The sequence below is a fragment of the Castellaniella hirudinis genome (genome assembly GCF_047468865.1).
Classification (GTDB): Bacteria; Pseudomonadota; Gammaproteobacteria; order Burkholderiales; family Burkholderiaceae_B; genus Castellaniella; species Castellaniella hirudinis_A.
In genome coordinates this window covers 124,204-149,384 of the sequence record NZ_JBLGTV010000004.1, presented here as the reverse complement: position 1 = coordinate 149,384, position 25,181 = coordinate 124,204, and the positions used below count along the sequence as shown (strand labels likewise).

The following is a 25,181-nucleotide window of genomic DNA, read 5'->3' as shown; positions in this document are numbered from 1 at the left end:
TGAGCCTAAGGGCGTTTGTCGCGGGTGCTTTCCATGATAGCCAATGCCTGGCGTTCGATGAAGTCGCTCATGGTGTCGATCCCGCGCAGGCTGAGGATGGTGTTGCGCACGGCGGCTTCGACCAGCACCGCGAGGTTGCGGCCCGCCGCCACCTGCAGCATGACGCGTCGGATGGGAATGCCCAGGATGTCCTGGTATTGATCCTGCATCGGCAGGCGTTCGAAATTGTCCGGGGTCAGCCGCACCAGATGCACGATGAGTTTGATTTTCATTTTCCGGCGCACCGAGGTTTCGCCGAAGATGGTGCGGATGTCCAGCAGCCCCAGGCCGCGAACTTCCAGCAGATTCTGCAAGAGCGCCGGGCATTGGCCTTCGACGAAGTTGGGCGCCGTGCGGGAAAGCTCGACCGCGTCGTCGGCCACCAGCCCGTGGCCCCGGGAGATCAGTTCGAGGGCCAGTTCGCTTTTGCCCAGGCCGGATTCTCCGGTGATCAGGACGCCCAGCCCCAGGACGTCCATGAACACGCCGTGCACGGTGGTCTTGGGGGCGATGCGCTTGCCCAGGTAGATGCGCAGCAGGTCGATCAGGTGGGCGGCGTCGGTGGGGGTGCCCACCAGGGGGATGGCGTGATCCTGGCAAAATGCCTGCAGATCGGCGGGCGCCTGGGTGTCGCCCGCCAGCACGATGGCCGGCACGCCGCCGGCGACCAGGTCGTCCAGGTGATGGCGGCGGCGCTTGGCGTCCAGCCGCTCGTAGTAGGAGATTTCTTCGGCCCCGAACACCTGGATGCGGCCTGGGTGGATCAGGTTCAGGTGGCCCACCAGGTCGGCGGCGGCTTCGCGGGAATCGGCGATGGCGCGTTCGGCGGCGGCTTCCTGCCCGGCCAGCCAGGTGAATGTGATTTTCTCGGTGTTATCGCGGATCAGTTCTTGGATGGTCAGCATGGTCGGTGGGCTGGGCGGCACTGCCGCCGAGGATCAGCTGGTGAATTTGCTGGGGGTCGGAGCAGTGCGTCAGGGTGTGCCGCACCTGGGCGTCGGACAACAGGCGGGCAATGCCGGCCAGCAAGTCCAGGTGGGTCTGGGTGGCGGCTTCGGGCATCAGCAGAAAAAACAGCAGGCGCGCCGTGCGGCCGTCGTTGGTGTCGAAGCGGATGGGGTTGGCCAGCCGGATGAAGGCGGCGTGGGGTTCGCGCAGGTCTTTCAGGCGACCGTGCGGAATGGCCACATCGTGGCCCAGCGCGGTGGAGCCCAGGCGTTCGCGGGCCAGCAGGCTGTGGAAGACCGACATGCGGGCAACCCCCTGATTGTTTTCGAACAACAGGCCGGCGTGCTCGAAGGCGCGCTTTTTGCTGGTGGCTGCTAAATCCAGGACGATATTGTCGGGGGGCAGGATGCGGGAGCTGAGATTCATGGGGGACATTATAGGTGCCCTGGACGCCAACATGGCCCCGAAGCGGTGCCGCGAGGCCATGGCATTGTCCGCCTGCCACCGGGCAGGCAGCTGAACACGCGGTTACTCGGCGTGAATGTCCAGCCGTTTCGCGGGTTCGTGGGCGTAGGTTTGCGCTTTGGACTTGTATTTGAGCACCTGACGGTCGGCTTTGTCGACCAATAAATCGATGGCCGCGTACAGGTTGTCATCCGAGGCTTCGCAGTGCAGGTCTTTGCCGCGCAGGCGCATGGTGATCTCGGCGGTGTGCTTGAGAGGCTCGATGGAGAGCATGACCTGGGTATCAATGACTTGATCGAAGTGCCGTAGGACGCGAGCCGTTTTGGTGTGTACGTATTCGCGGATGGCGGGAGTGATTTCCAGATGACGGCCGGTGATTGTCAGGCTCATAGTGCGGGCTCCTTGCAGGGAAACTGAGGGGTTTTCGGGGAAACCGAAGCAGATGGTGAAAATGGCCTCCGATATCTGTTGATGACGGCTTCAGTGTACCGATTGGCGGAATTCCAGCAAGGGGGGATAAAAAGGGTAAGATGACGGGATTGGCCCGGCCCCGGGGTCACATCCGAAAGTTCTTGCCCAGGTACACCTGGCGCACGGCTTCGTTGTCCACGATTTCGCTGGGGTGGCCGCTGGTCAGCACCCGGCCTTCGCTGATGATGTAGGCGCGGTCGCAGATGCCCAGGGTCTCGCGCACGTTGTGGTCGGTGATCAGCACCCCGATATTGCGCCCCCGCAAGAACTGCACGATCCGCTGGATTTCGATCACGGCGATGGGATCCACCCCGGCGAAGGGCTCGTCCAGCAGGATGAAGCGCGGGTGGGTGGCCAGCGCCCGGGCGATTTCCACGCGGCGGCGTTCGCCGCCGGACAGCGACAGCGCCATGTTGCGCCGGATGTGTTCGATCTGCAGTTCGTCGATCAGGGATTCCAGCCGTTCTTCCAGGGCGTGCCGGGACAGCGCCTGCCCGTCCGGGGATCGTTGCAGTTCGAGCACGGCGCGGATGTTTTGTTCGACCGTCAGACGCCGGAACACCGACGCATCCTGGGGCAGGTACGACAGCCCCAGGCGCGCCCGCTGGTGCATCGGCACCCCCGTGACTTCATTGTGGTCGATCAGGATGCGCCCGGTATCGGCCGGGATCAGGCCCACGATCATGTAGAAGCTGGTGGTCTTGCCCGCCCCGTTGGGGCCCAGCAGGCCCACGACTTCGCCGCTGTCGACCGACAGCGAGACATCCTGCACCACGGCGCGGCGGCCAAAGCTTTTGCCCAGGCCGACGGCCTGCAGGCTGCCCGTTGCGCGTGGTGTTCCCGAAGACGCCGGCGGGGCTGCGGTCACGATTTGCCCGCCTTGCATTGGGCGATGGCCTGGTCGATGCGCGACTGGGGCTGCGCCAGGGATCGCACGCGGCCGCCCGCCGCGGCCGAGTCCTTGCCGCCGAAGGCCTCGTAGGTGCCGGATTTCTGGTGGTACACGATGCGCGCGCCGCGCACGTTGTCGACGGCCTGCCCGCAGATCTGCCGGGTGACCGTGGCTTGGCCGGTCAGGGTGATGTCCCCCGATTGGCCCGCGTAGTCGGCCTGCAGGCCGGTGGCGACGAGGGTTTCGAATTTTTCCGGGTTTTCCTGGTGGATGGTGACGGATTCGCCCTTGGCCGCCGTGGCGGTGCCGAATTGGTTGCCCTGGGCGTCTTCGCGGGTGACCAGCTTGGCGGCGCGCAAGGTCATGGCGCCCCGGGTCAGGATGACATTGCCCGTGAAGGTGCTGGTCTTGTTGAGGTCGTCGTAGTGCAGGGTGTCCGACAGGATGACGGTGTCGGGTTCGGGGGCTTCGGGGGCCGGGGCGGCCATTGATCCGGCCGCCAGGGCCAGGCAGCCGGCAGCCGCCAACAGGGCAAAGGGCAAGGTTTTCATGGTTGTCGGGTCCGATTTGGGGCGGGGTTTTTTTCTGCCTGATCTGCGCCGGATATCTTGACGTCGCTGGCGGCATTGACGGTCAGCTGTCGGGTGCGGTTATCGTAGCGCATCCCGCGTCCGCGCATGGTGGAGTTGCCGTTGAGCACCAGCGCGGGGCGGTCGGTGTAGATGAGATCCTGGCTGGGCAGGATGACCAGCTGTTCGCTGCGGACATCCAGCAGCTTGTTGTCCGCGTCCGGCTGGCGCTGCAGGTGCGCATTGCCGTTCAGGGTGATGCGTTCGCCGTGCTGATCCAGCGTGGCGAAATCGGCTGTGCCCACGGTGACCGGGGCATCGGGCTGGTGGCCCACCGCGCGCGGGCGGGTGATGTCGTAGCTGTCCGTGTCCGGGAAATGTTCCATGGCCTGGCCTTCCAGGCGGTTGATGGCTTGGCCTTGGGGGTCGGTGCGCACCATGACGAACGCGCTGGCCCACGAATCGCGTTCGTGGGTCAGGCGCCGGGGCGGGTCGACCTGGATGGACAGCAGGGTGTAGTCGGCCGCCCACCAGGTGCCCAGCACCAGCAGCCCCAGCAGCAGGACGGCCACCAGCCCGGGCAGGCGGTCTTTCATTGAATGGCCCCGCCCAGCGTCGAGAGCGAGGCGGTGAAACAGGCCCCCAGGCGGCCCTGGGCGGCCAGGATCAGGTCGCAGCATTCGCGCACGGCCCCGCGCCCGCCGGGCAGGCTGGTGACCCAATGGGCGGCCTGGCTGACGTAGAACGGGGCATTGGGGACGCTGACCGCGAATCCCACCCGCCGCAGCACGGGCAGGTCGATGATGTCGTCGCCCATGTAGCCCACGGCGTCCAGCGCCAGACCGGCCTCGCGGGCCAGGTCTTCGATGGTGGTGATTTTGTCGTGGATGCCCTGCAGGGCCGGGGCGATGCCGAGTTCGGCCGCGCGGCGGGCGGTGATGGCGCTTTTGCGCCCGCTGACCCAGGCCACCCGGATGCCGTGCTCGCGCAGCAGGCGCAGGCCGTGGCCGTCCAGGGCGTTGAATGGCTTGATGGCTTCGCCGTGTTCGCCGTACCACAGGCTGCCGTCGGTCAGGATGCCGTCCACGTCGAACACCATCAGGCGGATTGCCTGGGCGCGCGCGCGCACGCCGGGGTCGATGCGGGCCAGGATCTGGGCTTCGGCGGGGTGGGAAAATCCGGGCTGTTCGTTCATTAGATGACCTTGGCGGCGAGAAGATCGTGCATGTGCAAAGCACCCAATAATAGCCCGTCGGCGTCCAGCACCAGCATCTGGTTCAGCTTGTGGTCGTCCATGAGGCGGGCGGCCTCGATGGCGGGTGCCGTCGGGGCAATGGTGCGCGGATGATGGCTCATGCCCGCCGCGACGGGCAGGGCGCGGATGTCGCCGTGCTGGGCGATCATGCGGCGCAGGTCGCCATCGGTGAAGATGCCGATGGGATGCCGCTGGCTGTCCAGCACGATGGTCATGCCCATGCCTTTGGCGGACATTTCGGCCAGGGCGTCCGGGATGGGCGTGTCGGGGGCGACGCGCGGCAGGGCCGCGCCGCTGCGCATGACGTCGGCCACCGTAGTCAGCAGCCGCCTGCCCAGCGCGCCGCCGGGGTGGGAGCGGGCGAAATCGTCGCGGCTGAAGCCCCGGGCTTCAAGGCAGGCCACGGCGATGGCATCGCCCAGCACCAGGGCGGCCGTGGTGCTGGCGGTGGGGGCCAGATTCAGGGGGCAGGCTTCCTGGGCCACGGCGGCATCCAGGCTGACGTCCGCATGGGTGGCCAGTTCGGAATCCGGGTGGCCCGTCATGGCGATGATGCGCGTCCCCATGCGCTTGGCCACCGAAATGATGGTGATGAGTTCTTGAGCCGAGCCGGAATACGAAATGGCCAGCACGACGTCCTGGCTGGTCAGCATGCCCAGGTCGCCGTGGATGGCTTCGGCGGCGTGCATGAAAAACGCCGGCGTGCCGGTGGAGGCCAGCGTGGCGGCGGTTTTGCGCGCGATATGGCCTGATTTGCCGATGCCGGTGACCACCACGCGCCCCGGGCAATCCAGGATCAGGCGCACGGCCTGCTGGAAATGCTGGTCGATGCGCCCGCGCAGGGCCTGCAAGGCCTGGATTTCGATCTCGAAGGTGCGCAGCGCGCTGTGGTGCAGGGCGTCGGGCCGGGGCTGGGGATGGGTGTGCATCCCGTGATTTTACCTGCTGCTCAACGATAAGGGGCGGGGTCCTGGACGTCCAACTGTTCGGCCAGCAGGTGTTGTCTGGCGTAGTCCGACCAGACCCCGGATTCCAGGAACAGGGCGTACAGATCCGGGTCGATGTGCCGGCGGTCGCGCATGCCCTGCAAAATGGCCAGCGCCTGGCTCAGGGGCATGGGCGGCTTGTAGGGTCGATCCCGGGCCGTCAGCGCCTCGAAGATGTCCGCGATGGCCATCATCCGGGCGGGCCAGGATAGCTGTTCGCGCCGCAGACCCCGGGGGTAGCCGCTGCCGTCGATTTTTTCGTGGTGGCCGCCAGCGTATTCCGGGACGCGCGCCAGCGTTTTGGGAAATGGCAGGGATTCCAGCATCTGGATGGTGATGTCGATGTGCTGGTTGATGCGCTGGCGTTCGGCGGCGCTCAGGGTGCCGCGCTCGATGCACAGCATGTCGGCTTCTTCCGGGGTGAGCAGGGCTTGCGGGGCGCCGGTGTGATCCGTCCAGCGGCGTTGGGCGATTTCGCGCACTCGCCGCTGGTCTTCCGGGCGCATGGCTTCACCGCCGATATTGCAGCGCGTCAAAAAGGCGCACTCGTCTTCCAGCTGTTTTTTCAGGGCGGGCCAGTCTGCGCCGGGCTGTTGCTGGTGCGCCAGACGCTGCTGTGCGATCAGGGCGGCGAACCGGGCCTGTATCGTGTCGATGCGGTCGGTCAGCGCATGCAGCTTGGTGGCTTTGTCCAGCAGGGAATCCGGCGTGGCCAGCTTGCCGCAGTCGTGTAGCCAGGCCGCCACGCGCAATTCGTACCAGCCGTCCTCGTCCAGGCTGAAATCCGCCAGCGGGCCGCTGGCGGCCCGACAGGCCGCCCGGGCCAGCAGTTCGGTCAGCACGGGCACGCGCTGGCAATGGCCGGAAGTGTGGGCGGATTTGGCGTCGATGGCTTGCGCAATCACGCGGATGAAGGCGTCCAGCAGGTCTTTGTGGCTTTGGATCAGCTGTTGCTTGTCCAGCGTCACGGCGGCTGACGAGGCCAGGGCTTGTATCAGGGGGATCAGGTCGGGATCGAAGGGCCGGGTTGCGCGGGTGGCGGGATCGGTCGCATTGACCAGTTGCAGCACGCCGATGATCTGGCCGTTGTGGTTGGGCAGGGGCAGGGTCAGCAGGGACTGGGTGCGATACTGCATGGCCTGGTCGAAGGCGCGTGTGCCGGAGAAATCGAAATCCTCCACCTGGTAGGTGTCGGCCAGGTTGACCAGGGTGCCCTGGTGCCAGACGTGGGCGCAGACATGGTGGTGGTTGGCCTGGCCGTCCCGCCACAGGGGGATCGGCGGCAGTTGGACGGCCTGGCCGGAATCGCCGCCGGCGTAAATGTCCAGGCTGGCGGTGCGCATGACCTCGAAGCGCAGGCTTTGCGCCTGGCCCTGACCCTGAAGGATGTACAGCGTCCCTCCGTCGGCGCCCGTGACGCTTTGCGCGGCCTCGATGATGCGCCGGTACAGGCGGGGCAAGTGCTGCTCGGTGGATAGCGCCAGGGTCAGGTCGATCAGTTGGCGCAGGGTGTCGTGCCGGGTATCCGCGGCGTGGGGCTGGAAGGACATGAGTGTCTCCGGTGCGAAGGGCCTGCGGTCAGTAGCCCGCGCTGTGCAGCTGCGGCACGCCTGCGGCGGGCGGCAGGGCGGGGATACGGATCAGGTCGGTGTCGAGGCGCCCGTCCGGGTGCAGGTGGATCAGGCGGTAGCCGGGCATTTGGGTGTCCAGGGCAAAATGCGGGCTGTGGGGCAGGAATTGGAAGCAGGTGGATGGCGTGGACAGCAGGCGCAGCGGCGCCCGCCCCCCTGGCCGGTCGAGCAGGCTGTCGTGCGCCTGATGCACGTGTCCCCACACCAGCGCCCGGACAGCGGGCAGCGTGTCCAGCGCCTGGAATAGCTCGGCGGCATTGTCGATCCGCATGGTGTCCAGCCAGGCGCAGCCCATGGGCACTGGGTGATGGTGCATGGCGACCAGGACGTGTCGGCCATCCCGGACCTGGGCGGCCTGGCGCAGCAGGGCCAGCTGGGCAGGCGCCAGGTGGCCGCCTTCGGTTCCGGGCGCATGGCTGTCCAGCAGCACCAGGCGCCACGCGCCGCAGTCGACGACCGGCGTGGCGGCGGCCTGCAGCCGCGCCTGAAGCCGGTCTGGCTGGTCGTGGTTGCCGGGCAGGCCGTGCAGCGGCCACGGCAGTTGGGCAAGCGCCTGCAGGAAGTGTTCGTAGGCGTCCGCATGGCCGTCCTGGGTCAGGTCGCCCGTGGCCAGAACATGCTGGGCGCGCACGCCCGTGTCCAGGATGTGCTGCAGCACGGCCTGCAGGGACAGCCAGGGCTTGATGCCCAGCAGGGCCTGGCCGGGCGAGGCGAACAGGTGTGTGTCCGTCAGCTGGAGCACGGTGGTGACTGCCGGCGTGTGGGCCATGGGGGTCTCCTGAATCTTCGTATTAAGGGTACGCCGCGCGGTGCGTGGCGGCCACTCCCGCACTGCACGGTAGCCTATATTAATATTTGGACATAAAATGTGGGGAAATTTGACATTAGCCGACAAACATGGGGCGACCCGCCCCGGTGTCGTCGTCCATGGGGTTCGATCCGCGAATTCCCGGAGCCCATCATGCTCGATCCTTTTCGCCGGCATTGCCGTTATTGGGTCTTGGCCGCCCTGTTTTTCTGTGCCGGCGGGCTGACGGAACCGGCCTGGGCCGATGTCGCCGCCATGGCCGATTTCATCCAGGGCCAAGTCAGCGCCGCGCAAGCGGATCAGCCCGCCCGCGCCCTGGTGGCCGGGGGCGAGGTCTACGCCCATGATCGGGTGCGCACCGGGCCGGATAGCCGGGCCCAGTTGCTGTTCACCGATGGCGGCCTGGTGGCTTTGATGCCGGACACCGATTTCTCCGTCCAGGAATACCAGCTGGCCGATGACGGCGCGGGCGGTTCGCTGGTCTTCAACCTGCTCCAGGGGGGGCTGCGCACCATGACGGGGGCCATCGGCAAGGCCGATCATGCCGCCTACGCGCTCAAGACGCCGGTGGGCACGCTGGGGATACGCGGCACCGAATTCACGGCCCGCCTCGATCCGCCCGGTATCTTGCAGGTGCATGTGGGCCGGGGGGGCGTGGTGCTCACCAATAGCTACGGCCAGCTGAACCTCCCGGCCGGCGCCAGCGGCTTCATGACGCGCGACCAGGCACCGGGCCGCACGCCGGACGGCGGGCCGGTCTCGCTGGGCCCGGCGAGCCTGGGGGCCGACGATCCGAACGCGCCGGATCCCGCCGCGCCGGCTGGCCTGCCCGCGGTGGATCTGCCTTTGCCGCCGCCCCAGGACTGGGGGGTGCCTGTGAATGACACCCCGCCCGATCCGGCGGCGCCGACGCTGCAACCCCCGGCGCCGGATCCCAATCCGCCGCTCCCCACGCCTGAGCCGCCCGCCCCGGAACCCCCGGCACCGGAACCCCCCGCGCCTGAACCGCCGACGCCCGAGCCCGTTCCGCAGCCGCCCGCCCCCGATCCGGTGCCGCAGCCGCCCATCGTCACGGATCCCAATCCGGGCGGCGGTGGCGTCATCATTACAGACCCTGATCTGGGCGGTGGCGGTGACGTCATCATCACCGATCCCGATCCCGATCCGGGCGGTGGCGGTGGCACCACCGTCATCACGGATCCCGATCCGGGCGGTGGCGACAACGGCGATAACGGCGGCGGCTGCGATATCTGCAGCAACTAAGGAGGCCACGATGCACCGACCTGCCCGTTTCATTTTCGCCGTCTGCCGCCCGCTCCGGGATGCCTGGGCGCTGGCCATGCTGGCGCTTGCGCTGCTGGCCCCGGGGGCTTGGGCGGCCGACACGGCCAGGGCCCAGGCCGACTTGCTGGCGGGCCGACAGGCCCTGGCCGCCGACGAGCCCACCCGGGCGTTGATGGCCTTCGAGCGCTGCCTGATCCGTCAGCCGCATCTGGATGCCTGTCGCCTGGGGCTGGCACGGGCTCATCTGCTGCTGTCCGAATTCGTCCAGGCCCGCCAGGCCCTGCGGGCGGTGACCGATCCGGGCCTGCGCGCGCAGGCGCAAGCCCTGGCGGCGGAATCCCGCCGCGCCTTGTCCCCCCGGGCGGACGCTCCGGGGGATGGCGCCCGGTTCAGCGCCTGGGTACAGGCCGGGGTGGGGTACGACAGCAACGCCAATGCGGCCACGACGGCCGATCGCGTCGACCTGGCCCCGCTCACCTGGATCGTTCTGGATCCTTTTGCCCAGAATCGGGCCTCGTTCTTCCAGCAAACGGCCCTGGGGCTGGACTACAGCGCGCCGCTGAATGCGCGTTGGCAAGGCTTGGCTTCGGCCACCGTGCGGGCGCGCCAGTATGGGTCGGCCCACGATGTGGATTCCATCCAGGCCAGTGCCTCGGCGGGGGTGCGCTACACCCGGGATGGCCATCGCCTGACCCTGCGTGCCCTGGGCCAGTACGCGGGCCTGGGCGGGCACAGTTATCGCTATTTGCAAGGGGCCTCCGCGGATTACAGCTACCAGTTGACGGATCGCTTGGCGCTGGGGTGGTTCGGCCAATATTTCTGGATGCAATACCCGGGCCGGCGCTGGATGAATGCGCAGCGCGGCATCCTGGGGCTGACCGGGGTCTGGCGCTGGGCCGATCAGCGGGCCTTGGCCTATGCCCATCTGTATGGGGGGCGCGAGTCCGCGCCGGACGACCAGGCGCCCGATGCCCTCAGCCAGGATATTTTCGGCGGGCGGCTGGGGGTGCTGTGGCAAGCGTCCGCCCGCACCCGGCTGGATGCCGGGGTGGGCTATGAACACCGCCGCTACGATGGCGACGATGCACTGTTCGTGGTTTCGCGCAGCTCGCCTTATTATGCGTACAACCAGCAATATCCCATGGCGCGCACGGATCGCCAGGTATCCGCTTGGCTGGGGGCCAATTATGCCGTCGACCGCCATTTGTCGATTCGTCCGCGCTACGAATACATCCGCGTCGATTCGGATCTGATCATGCGCACTTACCATCGGCACGTCATCGCCCTGGATGTGCGCTATGCCTTCTGATTCGCGGGCTTGAGCCGTCATGGGCATGTGGCGTCCTGGGCCGGTTGCCGGATTGCGCGGGCTGGGCCTGCTGCTGACGGCGCTGCTGTTGGCGTGGCAGTTGCTGGCGTGGCGCGGGCTGTTGCCGGATACGGCTTTCACGCGCCTGGATGCGGTCGTCTACGACTGGCGCATGCAGCTGTTGCCGCCCCAGCGCGACCCCGTGCTGCCCGTGGTCGTGGTGGACATCGACGAGCGCACCCTGCAGGCCGAGGGCCGGTGGCCCTGGGATCGGGCCCGGGTGGCCGACCTGCTGCAAGCGCTGCGCCGGGCGGGAGCGGGCCTGGTCGGTTTCGACGTGGTGTTTTCCGAACGGGTTCCCAACCCCGTGGATCGCCTGGTGGCGTCGGGGCGGCTGTCCGCCGGCCTGGATGCCGAACTGGCCCGTTATCAAGACCTGTTCGACGGCGACGCCCGCCTGGCCGAAGCCTTGGGGCCCGATGTGGTGCTGGGCTTTTTCCTGCATGCGGACGGCGCCAGCGCGGGGGCTTTGCCCGACCCTTTCCTGTTGTGGTCCGATCAGCAGGCCGCCGCGAGCACGCTGGCGGCCCTGCCGGATTACACGGCGGGCCTGCCGCAGTTTGCGCGCACCCGGGCGGGGGGCGGTTTCGTGGTGGCCTTGCCGGACATCGACGGCGTCATGCGTCAAGTGCCGCTGCTGCTGCGCCACGGGCAGGGGGTTTATCCCGCCTTGTCCCTCGAAATGGCCCGTCGCGCCCTGGGCGCGCCCTGGATTCGCCTGCGCCAGGAGGACAGGGCGGGCCGCCGGGTTCTGGTCGGGGTGCAGCTGGGGCCCGCGCTGTCGATTCCTCTGCAGCCGTCCGGCAGCCTGCTGGTGCCCTACAAGGGGCCTGCCCAGAGCTACCCCACCGTGTCCGCCGGCGATGTCCTGCGCGGCGCGTTGACCGCAACCCAGCGGGCCAGCCTGCGGGGCGCGTTGGTGCTGGTGGGCACCTCCGCGCTGGGCCTGGGGGATTTGCGCAGCACGCCGCTGCAGACTGCGTATCCCGGGGTTGAAGTCCATGCCAATGTATTGGATGCTTTGCTGCAGGCCAGCCTGGGGCGGGCGACCCTGTATGTTCAGCCCGACTGGGCGCCGGGCGCCACACTGGCGCTGATCCTGTTGTTCGGCGGCGGTCTGTCGCTGGTTTTGCCGGGGCGCAGCCCCGCGTGGATGGTGCTGGCATCCGGTATCGGGGCGCTGTTGCTGGTGGGGCTCAATGGGCTGGCCTGGTTCTGGGGACATTGGGCCTTGCCCTTGACGGTTCCCTTGGTGCTGCTGGCGTCAGTGTCCCTGCTCAATCTGTTGACCGGGTATTTTCTATCCAACCGCCAGCGGCGCGTCATCCAGGCATTGTTTGGCGAATACGTGCCGCCGGAGCACGTCGCCCGCATGCTGGCCCAGCCCGGGGCGCCCAGCCTGGATGGGCAGCAGCGCGCCATGAGCGTCCTGTTTGCCGACGTCCGGGATTTCACGGCCATTTCCGAACCCTTGTCGCCCACCTTGCTGAAGCAGTGGCTGAACCGTTATCTCACCGCGGTGACCGAAGTCATTTTCGCCCATCAGGGCACCGTGGACAAATATGTGGGCGATATGGTGGTGGCATTCTGGAATGCCCCGCTGGACGATGACGAACATGCCCCGCATGCGGTTCGGGCCGCCCTGGATATGCAGGATCGCCTGACGGCATTGCGGGCGGATTTCGTTCGTGAAGGCCTGCCTGCCTTGCATATCGGCATCGGGGTGCATACCGGCTTGATGAATGTGGGGGATATGGGTTCCCGCTATCGGCGGGCATATACCGTGCTGGGCGATGCGGTCAACCTGGGGGCGCGCCTGGAGAGCCTGACGCGGTATTATGGGGTGCCGATTCTGGTCAGCGATGCGGTTCGCCGGCAGGCCCCCGGGTTCCTGTATCGCCGGGTGGATCGGGTGCGCGTCAAAGGTCGCCAGGCCGCGCTGGACATCTACCAGCCCATGGGCGCGCAGGCGGCCGCCGATGCCGCGCTGCGGGGCCGTGTGCAGGTTTTTGAGCAGGCGGTGGACGATTATCGGGCACGGCGCTGGGACGCGGCGCGGCGGGCATTTGCCGCCCATCGGCAGGCCTGGCCGGACGATGCGGCTTTGTGCCGGGTGTACCTGGGCCGCATCGCGGGCCAGGCGCTGGAAAGCCTGCCGCCCGATTGGGCGGCGGTTCACGACCACGACAGCAAATAATCCGGCGGCCTGCGCTACACTGTGGCCGCCCGCCTTTTCTGACAGGATCATGCCATGCAAACCGACCCGGCCCAGTATATCCGCGACACCATCCGCACGGTGCCAGACTGGCCGAAGCCCGGCGTGCAGTTCCGGGACATTACGCCCGTGCTGCAGGATCCGCGTTCCTTTCGCGTGCTGATTGACCTGTTCGTCTACCGCTACATGCGCCAGCGCCTGGATCTGGTGGCGGGGATAGATGCGCGCGGCTTTATCGTGGGGGCCGTGCTGGCCTACGAACTGAACCTGGGGTTTGTGCCGGTGCGCAAGCAGGGCAAGCTGCCCTACCGCACCGTGGCCGAACCCTATGCGCTTGAATATGGCAATGCCGCCGTCGAGATGCATACGGATTCCGTGCGTCCCGGCCAGCGCGTCCTGCTGATCGACGACCTGATCGCCACCGGCGGCACCATGATGGCGGCGACCCGCCTGCTGCAGCGCCTGGGGGCCAATGTGGCCGAGGCCGCCGCCATCATCGACCTGCCCGACCTGGGCGGGTCGAAGGCGGTGCGGGATTCCGGCCTGCCCGTGTATACCGTCTGTGCGTTCGACACCGGGGCGGAAGAAGCCGGCGGCTCCGCCGGCTGATCAGGCCGCCTGCCACCAGCCTTCCAGCAGTGGCCAGGCGTGCAGCAGCGCGGTGGTCATGATGATGTAGCGCAACAGCTTGCCGATGGCCATGTACAGGACGCAGGGCCAGAAGGGCAGCCGCAGCCAGCCCGCCACCGCGCACAGGGGGTCGCCGATGCCGGGCAGCCACGACAATAGCAGCGCCGGGGGGCCGAAATGCCGGAACCAACTGGTGCTCAGGCGGTGCCAGCGCCCGCCCGCCGGGGCGGCCGCGCCCGGCGCGGGCGGCGTTTTGGCGGCGTCCGCCGCACGCCGCCAGCGCTGCCAGGCGGACTGGGCGCCCGCGCCCATGGCATAGCTGATGGCGCCGCCCAGGGTGTTGCCCAGGGTGGCCACCAGCACGGCGGGCCAGAACATCTGCGGCGCCAAGTGGACGTATCCGAAGACGGCGGGTTCCGAACCCAGCGGCAGCAGGGTGGCCGAGACCAGACTGATCAGGAAAATCGCGGGCAGGCCGACGCTGGGCAGCGCCAGGGCGGCCAACAGGGCGCTGAGGGTGGTTTGCAGCCAGGCTTCCATGGTGAGGCAGTGTATCCGGTCTCGGGTCAGGCCCGCAGGCCGGGCCGCCACCACAGAAACTGGCCGCGCCCGGTATGTTTGGCGGCATACATGGCGGTGTCGGCGTGGCCGACCAGGGTGTCCAGGTCATCGCCGTGCTGGGGATACCGCACGGCGCCGATGCTGGCGGATATGCGGGTGGGGCGGCCATCGAGATCGTAGGGCCGGGCCAGGGCCGCGAGGATATCCTGGATCAGGCGTTCGGCCGCGTTGTGTTCGGGCAGGTTGCCGAGGATCAGGGCGAATTCGTCGCCGCCGAGCCGCGCGATGGTGTCGTCCGATCCGGCCCGAACCTGCGCCGTCAGGCGCTGGGCAACCTGCCGCAGCAGCAGGTCGCCGCAGGCGTGGCCGTATTGGTCGTTGACCGCCTTGAACCCGTCCAAATCGAGATACAGCAGCACCAGCGTCCGGCGGTGGCGGCGGGCGGACGCCAGCGCCCGCTGGCAGCGATCCTGGAACAGCACCCGGTTGGCCAGCCCGGTCAGCGGATCGTGGGTGGCGGCGTGCGTCAGGCGGGTTTCGCTGGCCTGCAGCGCCAGATGGGTGGCGCGCTGCCTGGCCAGCCCCAGGACGATGCCCAGTGCGCCGGCCAGCAGAATCAGCGTGGCGGCGCCGGTTACCCAGAGATAATGGGCCTGGCGCAGCTGTGCCGCGGCGATGGCGTCGTCGTAGGCGGTGCCGACGACGACCATGAGGGGGTAGTCGGCCAGGGTGCGGTAGCTGATCAGCCGGCGCACGCCGCCGGCGCCGCCCGCATCGACGAAGTTGTCGTTGCGCCGGGCCTGCTGGCGCTGGAACCCGGGCAGCGCGTCGGCGGACTCGTCCATCTCGACCTGCTGGCCCGTCTGGCGGATGCGGACGCGGCCATCCAGGCCGACGACCGCCAGGAGATCCTGGCCGCCCAGGGCGGCCTGGCGATAGAAGGCGCTGAGATCGAGCGGGTTGATGGCGACCACGACGACGCCGCCGAAGCCGCCGTCGGGCCGGGTGATGCGCAGCGACAGGGGGATGCGCCATTGGCCCGAGATGCGCCCCAGGACAGGGCGGTTGACGTACAGCGTATCGTGCGCGGCATCGCGTTGGGCCAGAAAGAAATCCCGATCCGCGTAGTTGACCGGCCCGGTGGCGGACTGGGTGCTGTCGAGGATGGCGCCGTTTGCATCGACGATGCTGATGATGGTGAAAATGGGTTCGCGGATGACGTCGCGGTCCAGCCAATCCTTCAGGCTGAAGGCGCCGGGCCGGCGGGCGGTTTCCTCGCGCACGAAGGCGGCAACTTGTTCCGCGGACTTGAGGGTGCGGTAGAGTTCTTGTTCAAAGGCCATGGCCAGGTTGGCGTTGGCTTGCATGGCGGCCTGGACGGCCTGCTCGCGTTCTGTGTAGACGCGGTGGATGACGGCGAACCAGATGAAGGCGATGACGGCCAGGAACAGCAGGCCGACGGCGGCGCTGAGCGGCTTGTCAAAGGCGTATCGCGGTTCGGGGGCATCCATGGGTGGTGTGGCGGCGTGGCGAAATATCCATACTGTACTGTGATTTTGCCGGGCCGCGCCTGGCAGGCGGGCGGCGGGGCTGTGATATTCTTTTCAATTCCCTTGTCCATTGCCGTATGCCATGTCCGTTGATTATCTCAAGCGCATCCTGACGTCCAAAGTGTATGACGTCGCCCATGAAACCGCTCTGGATCTGGCCCCCCGAATTTCCAAGCGCATCGGCAACACCGTGTTGCTGAAGCGCGAAGACACCCAGCCCGTTTTCAGTTTCAAGCTGCGGGGCGCTTACAACAAGATGGCCCATCTCAGCCCCGACGACCTCAAGCGCGGCGTGATTGCCGCGTCCGCCGGCAACCATGCCCAGGGGGTCGCCCTGGCGGCCAGCCGCTTGAAATGCCGGGCGGTCATCGTCATGCCGATCACCACGCCCCTGGTCAAGATCGACGCCGTGCGCGCCCTGGGCGGCGAGGTCGTGCTGTTCGGCGACAGTTTTACCGATGCGGCCGAACACGCCGCCGAGATCCAGGCGCGCGACGGCTTGACCTTCGTGCACCCCTTCGACGATCCCGATGTGATCGCCGGGCAGGGCACGGTGGGCATGGAAATCCTGCGCCAGCGCCCCGGCGCCATTGATGCGGTGTTCGTGGCGATCGGCGGGGGCGGGTTGATTTCCGGGGTGGCGGCCTACATCAAGCAGTTGCGTCCCGAAATCCAGATCATCGGGGTGCAGACCGAGGACTCCAACGCCATGGTGCGCAGCGTCCAGGCTGGGCGGCGGGTCAAGCTCGCCGATGTCGGGCTGTTTTCCGACGGCACGGCGGTCAAGCAGGTCGGGCAGGAGACCTTCCGCCTGGTGCGCGAATACGTGGACGATTTCGTCACCGTGGACACCGATGCGATCTGCGCGGGCATCAAGGATGTGTTCCAGGACACGCGCAGCGTGCTGGAACCCGCCGGGGCGCTGGCGTTGGCGGGGGCCAAGCGCTATGCCGCCCAGCACAAATGGAAAGGCAAGACCCTGGTGGCCATCACCTGTGGCGCCAACATGAACTTCGACCGGCTGCGCTTCGTGGCCGAGCGGGCCGATGTGGGCGAGGCGCGCGAGGCCCTGTTCGCCATTACCCTGCCCGAAAAACGCGGCAGCTTTCTGCGCCTGTGCGAGGCCGTGGGCCAGCGGGCCGTCACGGAATTCAACTACCGGATCTCGGACGCCAAGGTCGCCCACGTGTATGTGGGGCTGCAGATCCGCGCCGAGCCCGAGATCGAAAAACTGGCCGCGCATTTTCGCAAGCTGGATTTTCCCACGCTGGATCTGACCGGCAACGAGATGGCCAAGACCCACCTGCGCTACATGGTGGGGGGCCATTCGGGCCTGGCCAAGCACGAAGTGCTGTATCGTTTTGAGTTCCCCGAACGCCCCGGCGCATTGATGAGATTTCTGGGGGCGATGAACCCGGACTGGAACATCAGTCTGTTCCACTACCGCAGCCAGGGCGACGACTACGGCCGCATCCTGGTGGGCATCCAGGTGCCGCCCGAAGACAAGAAAGCCTTCAAGGAATTCCTGTCCACCCTGGGCTATCCCCACTGGAACGAAACCGATAATCCCGCCTATCGCTTGTTCCTGTGAACAGTAAACAGTAGACGAGAAAAGGTAAACGGCCGGCGCGTCTTCGCGCTTACCGGCGCGGGGCGTCCGCGTCCGGCTGCGCGTCCGGCGCGCGGCTGCATACCCGGCTGGCTGGAAAGCGGATCGTGAAGGTGCTGCCTTCGCCCGGCGTGCTGGCGATGTCCAGGCTGGCCTGGTGGCGCAGCACCACGTGCTTGGTGATGGCCAGCCCCAGGCCGGTGCCGCCCGTGGCCCGGGATCGGCCCCGATCCACCCGGAAAAACCGTTCGGTCAGGCGCGGGATGACGGCTTCGTCGATGCCGATGCCGGTGTCCGACACCTGGTAGCAGGCCTGGCCGTCGGGTTGCAGGCACCAGCGCACGCGGATGACGCCCCCCGAAGGGGTGTAGCGCACGGCATTGGTCAGCAGGTTGCCGATGGCCGAGGCCAGTTCCGAGGCCTGCCCGACGATGCGCAGCGTGTCGCTGATCTGGATGTCGAACTGGTGCCGCTCGTTGGACAGCGCCTGGCATTGCGTCAGGGCGTCGCGGATCACCGGGGCCAGCGCGACGGGCTCGCCCGGCCCGTGGGGCGAGCTTTCCAGGGAGGAGAGCGTCAGCAGATCCGAGACCAGGGCCTGCATGTTGCGGGCTTGCTGTTCCATCAGGCGCAGGTATTGCTGGCGCTGCGCCACGGGGATGGCCTCGTCGGGCAGATCCAGCAGGGTTTCGATGAAGCCGGACAGCACCGTCAGGGGCGTGCGCATTTCGTGCGACACATTGGCGACGAAATCCTTGCGGGTGTTTTCCAGCCGCTCGATCTGAGTGATGTCCCGGGTCACCAGCAGGAACTGCCCGGCCGCGTAGGGGGTCATGTGCAGCAGCAGCGTGCGCGTGTAAGGCCCGTGCCCCAGGTGCAGAATCAGCGGTTTGTCCCAATGATCCCGGTGGGCGTAGCGGGCGAATTCGGGGGCGCGGATGATGTTCAGGATGCTGTGGCCGCGGTCGCGGCTCAGATCCAGGCCCAGGTGGCCGACGGCGGTCTGGTTGCACCACAGCAGGGACTTGTCCGAGGCCAGGGTCAGGGCCCCGTCCGGCAGGGCTTCGGCGGCCAGCAAGGCGCGCCGGAAATGGCGCTGGCTTTCTTTCAGATCCAGCCGGTTGCGCTTCAGTTTCCGGTAGATCGGGGCCAGGATTTCATCCCAGGGGCCAACCGAAGGCGGCGGCGGGTCGTCGATGCGCCGCACCCAGCGGGCGATGCGCGATAGTTGCAGGCCGCTGACCAGAACCATGGCCAGCAAGCCCAGGGCAAACACCGCCCAGCCCGTGGCGGCGCCCAGCCAGGCCCCCAGCAGCCAGCCGCCCAGGGCCCACAGCGCAACGGAAACCAGCGTTTTGCTCATGAGGGCGCGCCGCTGAAGCGGTAACCGGCGCCGCGGACGGTTTCGATCCGGTTTTCCTGGCCCGCCGGCGTCAGGGCCTTGCGCAGGCGGCGAATGTGGACGTCCACCGTGCGTTCTTCCAGAAAGACGTGATCGCCCCAGACCTGGTCGAGCAACTGGCTGCGGCTGTAGACCCGCTGGGGATGCGTGATGAGAAAATGCAGCAGGCGGAATTCGGAAGGCCCCATGGGCAGATCCTGACCGGCGCAGGACACCCGGCGGGCCTCGGGATCCAGGATCAGGCCGCCCGCCTGGATCGGATCCGGGGTCAGCTGCGGGGCGCGGCGGCGCAGCAGGGATTTGATCCGGGCCAGCAGTTCGCGCACCGAAAACGGCTTGGTCAGGTAGTCGTCGGCGCCGGCCTCCAGGCCGTCGACCTTGTCTTGTTCCGCCCCCCGGGCAGTCAGCATGATGAGGGGGATTTCGCGTGTGCGCGTGGCGGTCCGCAGCTGTTTTGCCAGGCGGATGCCGGGTTGGTCGGGCAGCATCCAGTCCAGCAGGATCAGATCCGGCAGAACGTCGCGGATCTGGTCTTGCGCCTGGCGGGTGTCCTGGGCGGTGCGGATGGCATAGCCCGCGTGCCGCAGGTTGACCGACAGCAGTTCCAGGATGGCCGGTTCGTCTTCAATGATCAGTATCGTGGCAGGCATGACGGCAGCATAGAGAGTCCGGGCGTGTGCGCCCCTTTGAGCAAGGTCATGATACCGTCACATTATTTCATTCCTGTGACGATATCCGGGATTTTCGCGTCCGCGAACCGCTTGGGGATGCGGTACGATACGCCTATCATGACAGAACCATCCGACGCCGCCGGCCCCGGGCCGCAGACACACTTTGGCTTCGAGACCGTGCACGAGGCCGACAAGGCCCGGCGTGTGGCCGAGGTCTTTCATTCCGTCGCCAAGCGCTACGACATCATGAACGACCTGATGTCCGGCGGCCTGCACCGCGCCTGGAAAGCCTTCACTATCGGGCGGGCGCAGGTGCGCGCGGGCATGCGGGTGCTGGACATCGCCGGGGGCACCGGCGACCTGGCCCGCGCCTTCGCCCGCCGGGCGGGCCCCACGGGCCAAGTCTGGCTGACGGACATCAATGCTTCCATGCTGCAGGTGGGCCGGGATCGCCTGCTGGATCGCGGACTGGTCACCCCGGTGGCCGTGTGCGATGCCGAATCCCTGCCTTTCCCGGATCGGTATTTCGACCGGGTGTCGGTGGCCTTCGGGCTGCGCAACATGACCCACAAAGACCGCGCCCTGGCCGAAATGCGCCGGGTGCTGAAGCCCGGCGGCAAGCTGCTGGTGCTGGAATTCTCCCGGGTGGCGCCCGCGCTGGCCCCGGCCTACGACTGGTATTCCTTCAATATCCTGCCCAAGATCGGCAAATTCGTGGCCGCCGACGAGGCCAGCTACCGTTATCTGGCCGAATCCATCCGCATGCACCCGGATCAGGAAACGCTGGCCGACCTGATGCGCGCGGTGGGCTTCGAGCGGGTGCAGTATTTCAACATGACCGCCGGGGTGGTGGCCCTGCACGAAGGGGTGCGTCTGGATTGACCTTGGCCGGGAAATTTTTACCCAGAATTGCCCAGGGGCTGCATGCGCAGCCCCGTTTTTATGGTAATTTACGAATGTTCAGCTTGTTGTCAGCTTTGCTGGCGGCTTTTGCTGGTTTCTATTTTCACCACCGACCTATTCGCGGAGACACCATGTTTGTTCAAATGCCTCGCTGGATCGTGGCGACCCTGCTGCTGATGGCGGCTCTGGTCATGCTGACGGTCACTTCGACTGCCGAAGCGCGCCGTATGGGAGGGGGCCTGAGCTTTGGCCGCCAGTCCACCAATATCACCAAGCAGCGTTCGGCCGTGACGCCGCCGGCCGCCAATACCGCCCAGCGGGCCGCCGCGCCCGCTGCGGGGGCGGCGGGTACGGCGGCGGCCGCCGGTGCGGCCAAATCCGGCATGTCGCGCTGGCTGGGCCCGCTGGCCGGCATCGCCGCCGGCCTGGGCATCGCCGCCTTGCTCTCCAGCCTGGGGCTGTCGGGGGCCTTCCTCGAATTCCTCTCCAGCGCGCTGCTGATCGGGCTGGTGGTGTTCGCCGTCATGTTCCTGGTGCGCCGTCTGCGGGGCCAGCGTTCGCCGCTGGCGGCCGCGGGCGCGGCGGGCGGGCCGGGCGGCAACAGCTACCGCCAGGCGCAAGGGCCTGGCGCGGCGCCTGGCGGCTTTGGCGCGTCTTCCGGCGGTGGCGCGGCGGCCGCGCCGGCTGCTGCGGCGGTCAGCCCCGCAGTCGCCCCGGCCCCCCAGGATCCCGCCTGGTTCATTCCGGCCGATTTCGACGTGCCCGCCTTTCTGGCGCAGGCCAAACAGCAGTTCACGCAAATCCAGTCGCTCTGGGACGCCGGCAACCGCGATGCCCTGCGCGAATACCTGACCGACGATCTGCTGGCCGAAATCACCCCCAGCCTGCCCCAGGCGGCCGAGGGCAACCGCACGGAAATCGTCCTGTTGAATGCGGAACTCATGGGTATCGAAACCGTGGCGGGGGGCCACCTGGCCAGCGTGCGTTATTCCGGCATGCTGCGCGAGGCCTCCGGCGCCGAGACCACCCGGCTGGAAGAAGTCTGGAACCTTTACAAGGCCGATGGCGCCGGTTGGCTGCTGGCCGGTATCCAGCAGCTCAATCCGCCCCACTAAGCCGGGCGCCGGCCCCGGGCCGCGATACCGCACAGTTCGCCCCGGCTTGTCCGGGGCGTTTTGCGCCGCCATCCCGGCCCATGGCTTGCCGCGTGGGCGGGTAAACCAAGTAAACTGGTGTTTTGGCGGCGGCCCGCGTGCCGCCGCCGGCTTTCCTCTGTGTTTACCGGATATATCTGGCCCGCCCCGGTGCGGGCCGCGTGTATCGTTGTGCGCGCCTATGCCCATTCCCTTTTTTCCGCCCCATCCCGCCGCCCTGATCCTGCAGGGCCTGAATGCCTTGCTGCGCCGCGAACCCTGGGCGGCCGAACGCCTGGCCGCCCATGCGGGCAAGTCCATTCGTCTGTCGGCGGGGGCGTGGTCGCTGCAAGCCAGCATCGGCGCGCAAGGGGATCTGCGGCGATGCGAAGCCGTCATCGTGCCCGATGTCACCTTGTCCGTCGCGGCGGATCGCCTGCGCGACCTGCCCAGCGCCTGGCGCCGCCAAGGCCTGGCCGGGGTGACCGCGCTGGCCAACATCCAGGGGGATGCCGGCCTGGCGCATCTGGTGTCCGAACTGGCCCGGGATTTGCGCTGGGACGTCGAGGATGACCTGGCCCGCGTGGTGGGCGACCCCCTGGCCGCGCGCCTGACCGACGGCGTCCGCCGCGTGGCGGCGGGCCTGCGCCAGTCGGCGGGGCGGGCGCAGGACAATCTGGCGGAATACCTCGCCGAAGAATCCGGCCTGGCCCTGCGCAGCGCGCCCTTCCAGCAATGGCGGGCCGAGGCGCAGTCCTTGAGCCAGCGCCTGGATCGCCTGGAAGCGCGTCTGCAAAGCCTGCCGGGGGCGTCATGCTGACGTTCTTTCGCCTCGTCTACATCCTCTGGGTCTGCCTGCGCCATCGCCTGGACGAGCTGGTGCTGTCCGGCCTGCAGCATCCGTGGGCGCACCATGCCTTGCGTTTGGCGCGCCTGGGACGGGTGCCGCGGCAGCCGCGCGGCGTGCGCCTGCGCCTGGCGCTGGAAACCCTGGGCCCCATTTACGTCAAGTTCGGCCAGGTGCTGTCCACCCGCCGGGATCTGGTGCCCGCCGACATCGCCGACGAGCTCGCCCGCCTGCAAGACCGCGTGCCGCCGTTTCCATCGGATCAGGCGGCCGCCATCATCCAGGCGTCGCTGGGTGCCGCGCCGCAGACGCTGTTCGCCCAGTTCCAGCGCGATCCTGTCGCCTCGGCCTCCATCGCCCAGGTGCATTTCGCGGTGCTGCATGATGGCCGCGAAGTCGCGGTCAAGGTCTTGCGCCCCGGCATGCAGGCGGCCATCGAGCGCGACCTGACCCTGTTGCGCTCCCTGGCCGGGCTGGTCGAACGCCTGGCGCCCGATGGCCGCCGCCTGAAGCCGCGTGAAGTCGTGGCCGAATTCGATAAATACCTGCACGACGAACTGGATCTGATCCGCGAGGCGGCCAATTGCAGCCAGTTGCGGCGCAATTTCGGCCCGGATACCGACCGGGCCAGCCTGCTGATGGTGCCCGAAGTCGTCTGGGAATACTGCACCAGCCAGGTGTTCACCATGCAGCGCATGCGTGGCGTGCCGGTCAGCCGGGTGGCGCATCTGCGCGAAATCGGCGTCGATATTCCCCTGCTGGCGCGCCAGGGCGTGGAAATCTTTTTCATGCAGGTGTTCACCGATGGATTTTTTCACGCGGACATGCATCCCGGCAATATTTATGTCTCGGATGCGCCCGAAACCCTGGGGCGCTATATCGCGCTGGATTTCGGCATCGTCGGTTCGCTGTCCGAGTTCGACAAAAACTATCTGGCGCAGAATTTCCTGGCGTTCTTCCGCCGCGATTACCGCCGCGTGGCGCAGTTGCACATCGAATCCGGCTGGGTGCCGCCCACCACCCGCGAAGAAGAACTCGAAGGCGCGGTGCGCGCGGTGTGCGAACCCTATTTCGACCGCCCCCTGGCTGAAATTTCCCTGGGGCAGGTGCTGTTGCGCCTGTTCCAGACCTCGCGCCGCTTCAACGTCGAAATCCAGCCCCAACTGGTGCTGCTGCAAAAAACCCTGCTGAACGTAGAGGGCATGGGCCGCGAACTGGATCCCGCGCTCGACCTCTGGCAGACCGCCAAGCCCTTTCTAGAACGCTGGATGCACCAGCGCGTGGGCCTGCGCGGCCTGCGCCAGCGGCTGGATCAGGAAGCCAGCCAGTGGGCGCAGATTTTGCCGCAAATCCCCCGCCTGGCCTACGCCCGCCTGAATCATCCCGATCCCGGCCCCGCGATGCGGGCCGAGCTCGAACGCCTGCGCCGCGCCCAGGAAAACGCCAACCGCCTGTTGGGGGTGTTGTGCGGCATCCTGGCCGTGGGCCTGGGGGTGGCCGTCTGGGCCTTGACGCGGGGGATCGGGCCATGATCCCGCCGTTGCCGCCGGGCGGGCCGGACACCGTCGCGCCCCGGGATGGCTTTGCGGGCGCCGCGCCGTCGGCCGGGCCTGCCGGGGCCCGTTTCGAATCGAAAATCCTGCCGCCCGATGCCTGCCTGCGGGCGGTGCGCCGTGGCGCCTGGCCGCGCCCCTTGGTGTTCACCAATGGGGTGTTCGACATTCTGCACCGGGGCCATGTCACCTATCTGGATCGGGCCGCCCGGCTGGGGGCCACGCTGGTGGTGGCGGTGAACACGGATGCCTCCGTGCGCCGCCTGGGCAAGGGGGCCGACCGTCCCTTGAATCCCTGCGCGGATCGCGCCGCGTTGTTGGCGGCGTTGGCCTGCGTGGACGTGGTGACCTGGTTCGATCAGGATACCCCCTTGCAGCTGATTCAGGCTCTGCGCCCCGACATCATCGTGAAGGGCGGCGATTACGAGATGGACACGCTGCCGGAAACCGCCGTGGTGCGCGCTTGGGGCGGGCAGGCGGTCGCCATCGCCTTTGAGCACCAGCGCTCCACCACGGCCTTGCTGGAAAAAATCCGTCGGTAGGCCAGGCCCCGGCGGCCGATTCCCGCAGTCGGGACATGAGGTGAAACCAGTCCATGTGCATTGCGTATCTTGCTTTGGGGCACCCGCAGTGGCCGGTGCGGGTCGCGGCCAATCGTGATGAATACCACGCCCGTCCCAGTGCGGTGGCCGGGCCCTGGCCCGGACATCCCCGGGTGATTGCCGGGCGCGATCTCAGCGCCGGGGGGACGTGGCTGGGCGGGGCCCAAGGGGGGCGCTTCGCCCTGCTGACCAACTATCGGGAACCCGGTGTCCCGGCGCCCGCCCATGCCCCTTCACGAGGCGTCCTGGTGCGTGACTATCTGTTGGGGACGGCCTCGGCGCAGGCGTATTGCCTGGGCATCGGCCAGGATGCCCAGGCCTGGGCCGGGTTCAACCTGATCGTGGGGGATCGGGCGGGCGTCTGGATCCTGAGCAACCGCGATCCCGCCGGCGTCGTCCGGCGTCTGGCGCCCGGGCGGTATGTTCTGTCCAATCATTTGCTGGATACCCCCTGGCCGAAATCCAGGCGCTTGCGGGCCGCCCTCGATGCCTTGCCGGCGTCGGATTGGGTGCGCCATCCGCAGCGGGTTTTCGATGCGCTGCGCGACACCACGCAGGCGGCGGTGGATCAGCTGCCCGATACGGGGCTGGATGTGGCGCGTGAGCAGCTGTTCAGCAGCCCTTTCATTGTGGATACGCAGTATGGCACGCGCTGTTCGACGCTGCTGTCGATCCGTGCCGACGGCCGGCTGTGGTTGAGCGAACAAAGCTACGACCCGGCGGGCCGCGCCGTCGGGCGGCACGGCGGCTGTCTGCCCGGGCATCGGCCATGATCCCCCGGCCGGCCG

General features: G+C 67.6%; 25 protein-coding genes. 11 read left to right on the top strand and 14 right to left on the bottom strand.

Annotated features, from left to right (window positions below; translation table 11 throughout):
• Positions 1-5 precede the first annotated feature (5 nt).
• The 10 genes from hprK to cpdA form a co-directional block, all read right to left on the bottom strand.
• Complete coding sequence (gene hprK / locus ACMHYJ_RS07665; RefSeq protein ID WP_414245626.1) at positions 6-944, bottom strand: HPr(Ser) kinase/phosphatase; 939 nt, start codon at positions 942-944, stop codon at positions 6-8.
• Positions 913-1,413, bottom strand: a complete 501-nt coding sequence (locus ACMHYJ_RS07660) for a PTS sugar transporter subunit IIA (protein WP_414245625.1) — start codon at positions 1,411-1,413, stop codon at positions 913-915. The genes hprK and ACMHYJ_RS07660 overlap by 32 nt, the downstream gene beginning before the upstream one ends.
• Before the next feature lie 102 nt (positions 1,414-1,515).
• A complete protein-coding gene (gene hpf / locus ACMHYJ_RS07655; RefSeq protein WP_414245624.1) occupies positions 1,516-1,842 on the bottom strand; it encodes a ribosome hibernation-promoting factor, HPF/YfiA family in 327 nt (108 codons plus the stop codon).
• 166 nt (positions 1,843-2,008) lie between these two features.
• Positions 2,009-2,809 (bottom strand): LPS export ABC transporter ATP-binding protein, encoded by an 801-nt coding sequence (gene lptB, locus ACMHYJ_RS07650; RefSeq protein ID WP_414245623.1) that lies wholly within the window; start codon positions 2,807-2,809, stop codon positions 2,009-2,011.
• Positions 2,788-3,366: a lipopolysaccharide transport periplasmic protein LptA gene (lptA, locus tag ACMHYJ_RS07645; protein WP_414245622.1), complete on the bottom strand. Its 579-nt coding sequence runs from the start codon at positions 3,364-3,366 to the stop codon at positions 2,788-2,790. The genes lptB and lptA overlap by 22 nt, the downstream gene beginning before the upstream one ends.
• The gene (lptC, locus tag ACMHYJ_RS07640) at positions 3,363-3,980 is read right to left on the bottom strand and encodes an LPS export ABC transporter periplasmic protein LptC (RefSeq protein ID WP_414245621.1); all 618 of its coding nucleotides are present in this window, start codon (positions 3,978-3,980) and stop codon (positions 3,363-3,365) included. Before lptC ends, lptA begins: the two co-directional genes overlap by 4 nt.
• Complete coding sequence (locus tag ACMHYJ_RS07635; RefSeq protein ID WP_414245620.1) at positions 3,977-4,579, bottom strand: KdsC family phosphatase; 603 nt, start codon at positions 4,577-4,579, stop codon at positions 3,977-3,979. The genes lptC and ACMHYJ_RS07635 overlap by 4 nt, the downstream gene beginning before the upstream one ends.
• Complete coding sequence (locus ACMHYJ_RS07630; protein ID WP_414245619.1) at positions 4,579-5,568, bottom strand: KpsF/GutQ family sugar-phosphate isomerase; 990 nt, start codon at positions 5,566-5,568, stop codon at positions 4,579-4,581. The genes ACMHYJ_RS07635 and ACMHYJ_RS07630 overlap by 1 nt, the downstream gene beginning before the upstream one ends.
• A gap of 20 nt (positions 5,569-5,588) precedes the next feature.
• Positions 5,589-7,175 carry a GAF and HD-GYP domain-containing protein gene (locus tag ACMHYJ_RS07625; protein ID WP_414245618.1) on the bottom strand — a complete coding sequence of 529 codons (1,587 nt, stop codon included), beginning with the start codon at positions 7,173-7,175 and terminating at the stop codon, positions 5,589-5,591.
• 28 nt (positions 7,176-7,203) lie between these two features.
• Entirely contained in the window at positions 7,204-8,025 is an 822-nt protein-coding gene (cpdA, locus tag ACMHYJ_RS07620) for a 3',5'-cyclic-AMP phosphodiesterase (protein WP_414245617.1), read from the bottom strand.
• A gap of 192 nt (positions 8,026-8,217) precedes the next feature.
• On the opposite strand from cpdA, the gene ACMHYJ_RS07615 reads away from it, so the two are divergent.
• From ACMHYJ_RS07615 to ACMHYJ_RS07600, 4 genes are read left to right on the top strand one after another with little or no spacing between them, the layout of a single operon-like run.
• Entirely contained in the window at positions 8,218-9,327 is a 1,110-nt protein-coding gene (locus tag ACMHYJ_RS07615; protein ID WP_414245616.1) for a FecR domain-containing protein, read from the top strand.
• Positions 9,328-9,337: 10 nt separating this feature from the next.
• Entirely contained in the window at positions 9,338-10,657 is a 1,320-nt protein-coding gene (locus ACMHYJ_RS07610) for a surface lipoprotein assembly modifier (protein ID WP_414245615.1), read from the top strand.
• 19 nt (positions 10,658-10,676) lie between these two features.
• Entirely contained in the window at positions 10,677-12,914 is a 2,238-nt protein-coding gene (locus tag ACMHYJ_RS07605) for a CHASE2 domain-containing protein (RefSeq protein ID WP_414245614.1), read from the top strand.
• A gap of 54 nt (positions 12,915-12,968) precedes the next feature.
• Positions 12,969-13,541, top strand: coding sequence for an adenine phosphoribosyltransferase (locus ACMHYJ_RS07600; RefSeq protein WP_414245613.1), 573 nt, complete (start codon positions 12,969-12,971; stop codon positions 13,539-13,541).
• On the opposite strand, the gene ACMHYJ_RS07595 is transcribed toward ACMHYJ_RS07600, so the two are convergent.
• Positions 13,542-14,102 (bottom strand): YqaA family protein, encoded by a 561-nt coding sequence (locus tag ACMHYJ_RS07595; protein ID WP_414245612.1) that lies wholly within the window; start codon positions 14,100-14,102, stop codon positions 13,542-13,544.
• A gap of 26 nt (positions 14,103-14,128) precedes the next feature.
• Complete coding sequence (locus ACMHYJ_RS07590) at positions 14,129-15,634, bottom strand: diguanylate cyclase domain-containing protein (RefSeq protein ID WP_414245611.1); 1,506 nt, start codon at positions 15,632-15,634, stop codon at positions 14,129-14,131.
• 121 nt (positions 15,635-15,755) lie between these two features.
• Between ACMHYJ_RS07590 and ilvA the strand changes: the two genes are divergently transcribed.
• Positions 15,756-17,264, top strand: coding sequence for a threonine ammonia-lyase, biosynthetic (ilvA, locus tag ACMHYJ_RS07585; protein WP_414245610.1), 1,509 nt, complete (start codon positions 15,756-15,758; stop codon positions 17,262-17,264).
• 49 nt (positions 17,265-17,313) lie between these two features.
• On the opposite strand, the gene phoR is transcribed toward ilvA, so the two are convergent.
• Positions 17,314-18,645: a phosphate regulon sensor histidine kinase PhoR gene (phoR, locus tag ACMHYJ_RS07580; RefSeq protein ID WP_414245609.1), complete on the bottom strand. Its 1,332-nt coding sequence runs from the start codon at positions 18,643-18,645 to the stop codon at positions 17,314-17,316.
• Positions 18,642-19,334 (bottom strand): phosphate regulon transcriptional regulator PhoB, encoded by a 693-nt coding sequence (phoB, locus tag ACMHYJ_RS07575; protein ID WP_414245608.1) that lies wholly within the window; start codon positions 19,332-19,334, stop codon positions 18,642-18,644. Before phoB ends, phoR begins: the two co-directional genes overlap by 4 nt.
• 138 nt (positions 19,335-19,472) lie before the next feature.
• Between phoB and ubiE the strand changes: the two genes are divergently transcribed.
• The 6 genes from ubiE (at position 19,473) to ACMHYJ_RS07545 (ending at position 25,166) form a co-directional block, all read left to right on the top strand.
• Positions 19,473-20,237 carry a bifunctional demethylmenaquinone methyltransferase/2-methoxy-6-polyprenyl-1,4-benzoquinol methylase UbiE gene (ubiE, locus tag ACMHYJ_RS07570; RefSeq protein ID WP_414245607.1) on the top strand — a complete coding sequence of 255 codons (765 nt, stop codon included), beginning with the start codon at positions 19,473-19,475 and terminating at the stop codon, positions 20,235-20,237.
• Between the two features lie 152 nt (positions 20,238-20,389).
• Positions 20,390-21,373, top strand: a complete 984-nt coding sequence (locus ACMHYJ_RS07565) for a Tim44 domain-containing protein (protein WP_414245606.1) — start codon at positions 20,390-20,392, stop codon at positions 21,371-21,373.
• Positions 21,374-21,593: 220 nt separating this feature from the next.
• Positions 21,594-22,211, top strand: a complete 618-nt coding sequence (locus ACMHYJ_RS07560) for an SCP2 domain-containing protein (RefSeq protein WP_414245605.1) — start codon at positions 21,594-21,596, stop codon at positions 22,209-22,211.
• Positions 22,205-23,770 (top strand): ubiquinone biosynthesis regulatory protein kinase UbiB, encoded by a 1,566-nt coding sequence (gene ubiB / locus ACMHYJ_RS07555; protein ID WP_414245604.1) that lies wholly within the window; start codon positions 22,205-22,207, stop codon positions 23,768-23,770. Before ACMHYJ_RS07560 ends, ubiB begins: the two co-directional genes overlap by 7 nt.
• Positions 23,767-24,333: a D-glycero-beta-D-manno-heptose 1-phosphate adenylyltransferase gene (gene rfaE2 / locus ACMHYJ_RS07550; RefSeq protein WP_414245603.1), complete on the top strand. Its 567-nt coding sequence runs from the start codon at positions 23,767-23,769 to the stop codon at positions 24,331-24,333. Before ubiB ends, rfaE2 begins: the two co-directional genes overlap by 4 nt.
• 53 nt (positions 24,334-24,386) lie before the next feature.
• Positions 24,387-25,166: an NRDE family protein gene (locus tag ACMHYJ_RS07545; RefSeq protein WP_414245602.1), complete on the top strand. Its 780-nt coding sequence runs from the start codon at positions 24,387-24,389 to the stop codon at positions 25,164-25,166.
• Positions 25,167-25,181: the final 15 nt, after the last annotated feature.

Excerpts from the sequence above, each read along its gene's own strand:
- hprK (WP_414245626.1), bottom strand. The coding sequence starts at position 944 with ATGCTGACCATCCAAGAACTGATCCGCGATAACACCGAGAAAATCACA.
- ACMHYJ_RS07660 (WP_414245625.1), bottom strand. The coding sequence starts at position 1,413 with ATGAATCTCAGCTCCCGCATCCTGCCCCCCGACAATATCGTCCTGGAT.
- hpf (WP_414245624.1), bottom strand. The coding sequence starts at position 1,842 with ATGAGCCTGACAATCACCGGCCGTCATCTGGAAATCACTCCCGCCATC.
- lptB (WP_414245623.1), bottom strand. The coding sequence starts at position 2,809 with ATGCAAGGCGGGCAAATCGTGACCGCAGCCCCGCCGGCGTCTTCGGGA.
- lptA (WP_414245622.1), bottom strand. The coding sequence starts at position 3,366 with ATGAAAACCTTGCCCTTTGCCCTGTTGGCGGCTGCCGGCTGCCTGGCC.
- lptC (WP_414245621.1), bottom strand. The coding sequence starts at position 3,980 with ATGAAAGACCGCCTGCCCGGGCTGGTGGCCGTCCTGCTGCTGGGGCTG.
- ACMHYJ_RS07635 (WP_414245620.1), bottom strand. The coding sequence starts at position 4,579 with ATGAACGAACAGCCCGGATTTTCCCACCCCGCCGAAGCCCAGATCCTG.
- ACMHYJ_RS07630 (WP_414245619.1), bottom strand. The coding sequence starts at position 5,568 with ATGCACACCCATCCCCAGCCCCGGCCCGACGCCCTGCACCACAGCGCG.
- ACMHYJ_RS07625 (WP_414245618.1), bottom strand. The coding sequence starts at position 7,175 with ATGTCCTTCCAGCCCCACGCCGCGGATACCCGGCACGACACCCTGCGC.
- cpdA (WP_414245617.1), bottom strand. The coding sequence starts at position 8,025 with ATGGCCCACACGCCGGCAGTCACCACCGTGCTCCAGCTGACGGACACA.
- ACMHYJ_RS07615 (WP_414245616.1), top strand. The coding sequence starts at position 8,218 with ATGCTCGATCCTTTTCGCCGGCATTGCCGTTATTGGGTCTTGGCCGCC.
- ACMHYJ_RS07610 (WP_414245615.1), top strand. The coding sequence starts at position 9,338 with ATGCACCGACCTGCCCGTTTCATTTTCGCCGTCTGCCGCCCGCTCCGG.
- ACMHYJ_RS07605 (WP_414245614.1), top strand. The coding sequence starts at position 10,677 with ATGGGCATGTGGCGTCCTGGGCCGGTTGCCGGATTGCGCGGGCTGGGC.
- ACMHYJ_RS07600 (WP_414245613.1), top strand. The coding sequence starts at position 12,969 with ATGCAAACCGACCCGGCCCAGTATATCCGCGACACCATCCGCACGGTG.
- ACMHYJ_RS07595 (WP_414245612.1), bottom strand. The coding sequence starts at position 14,102 with ATGGAAGCCTGGCTGCAAACCACCCTCAGCGCCCTGTTGGCCGCCCTG.
- ACMHYJ_RS07590 (WP_414245611.1), bottom strand. The coding sequence starts at position 15,634 with ATGGATGCCCCCGAACCGCGATACGCCTTTGACAAGCCGCTCAGCGCC.
- ilvA (WP_414245610.1), top strand. The coding sequence starts at position 15,756 with ATGTCCGTTGATTATCTCAAGCGCATCCTGACGTCCAAAGTGTATGAC.
- phoR (WP_414245609.1), bottom strand. The coding sequence starts at position 18,645 with ATGAGCAAAACGCTGGTTTCCGTTGCGCTGTGGGCCCTGGGCGGCTGG.
- phoB (WP_414245608.1), bottom strand. The coding sequence starts at position 19,334 with ATGCCTGCCACGATACTGATCATTGAAGACGAACCGGCCATCCTGGAA.
- ubiE (WP_414245607.1), top strand. The coding sequence starts at position 19,473 with ATGACAGAACCATCCGACGCCGCCGGCCCCGGGCCGCAGACACACTTT.
- ACMHYJ_RS07565 (WP_414245606.1), top strand. The coding sequence starts at position 20,390 with ATGTTTGTTCAAATGCCTCGCTGGATCGTGGCGACCCTGCTGCTGATG.
- ACMHYJ_RS07560 (WP_414245605.1), top strand. The coding sequence starts at position 21,594 with ATGCCCATTCCCTTTTTTCCGCCCCATCCCGCCGCCCTGATCCTGCAG.
- ubiB (WP_414245604.1), top strand. The coding sequence starts at position 22,205 with ATGCTGACGTTCTTTCGCCTCGTCTACATCCTCTGGGTCTGCCTGCGC.
- rfaE2 (WP_414245603.1), top strand. The coding sequence starts at position 23,767 with ATGATCCCGCCGTTGCCGCCGGGCGGGCCGGACACCGTCGCGCCCCGG.
- ACMHYJ_RS07545 (WP_414245602.1), top strand. The coding sequence starts at position 24,387 with ATGTGCATTGCGTATCTTGCTTTGGGGCACCCGCAGTGGCCGGTGCGG.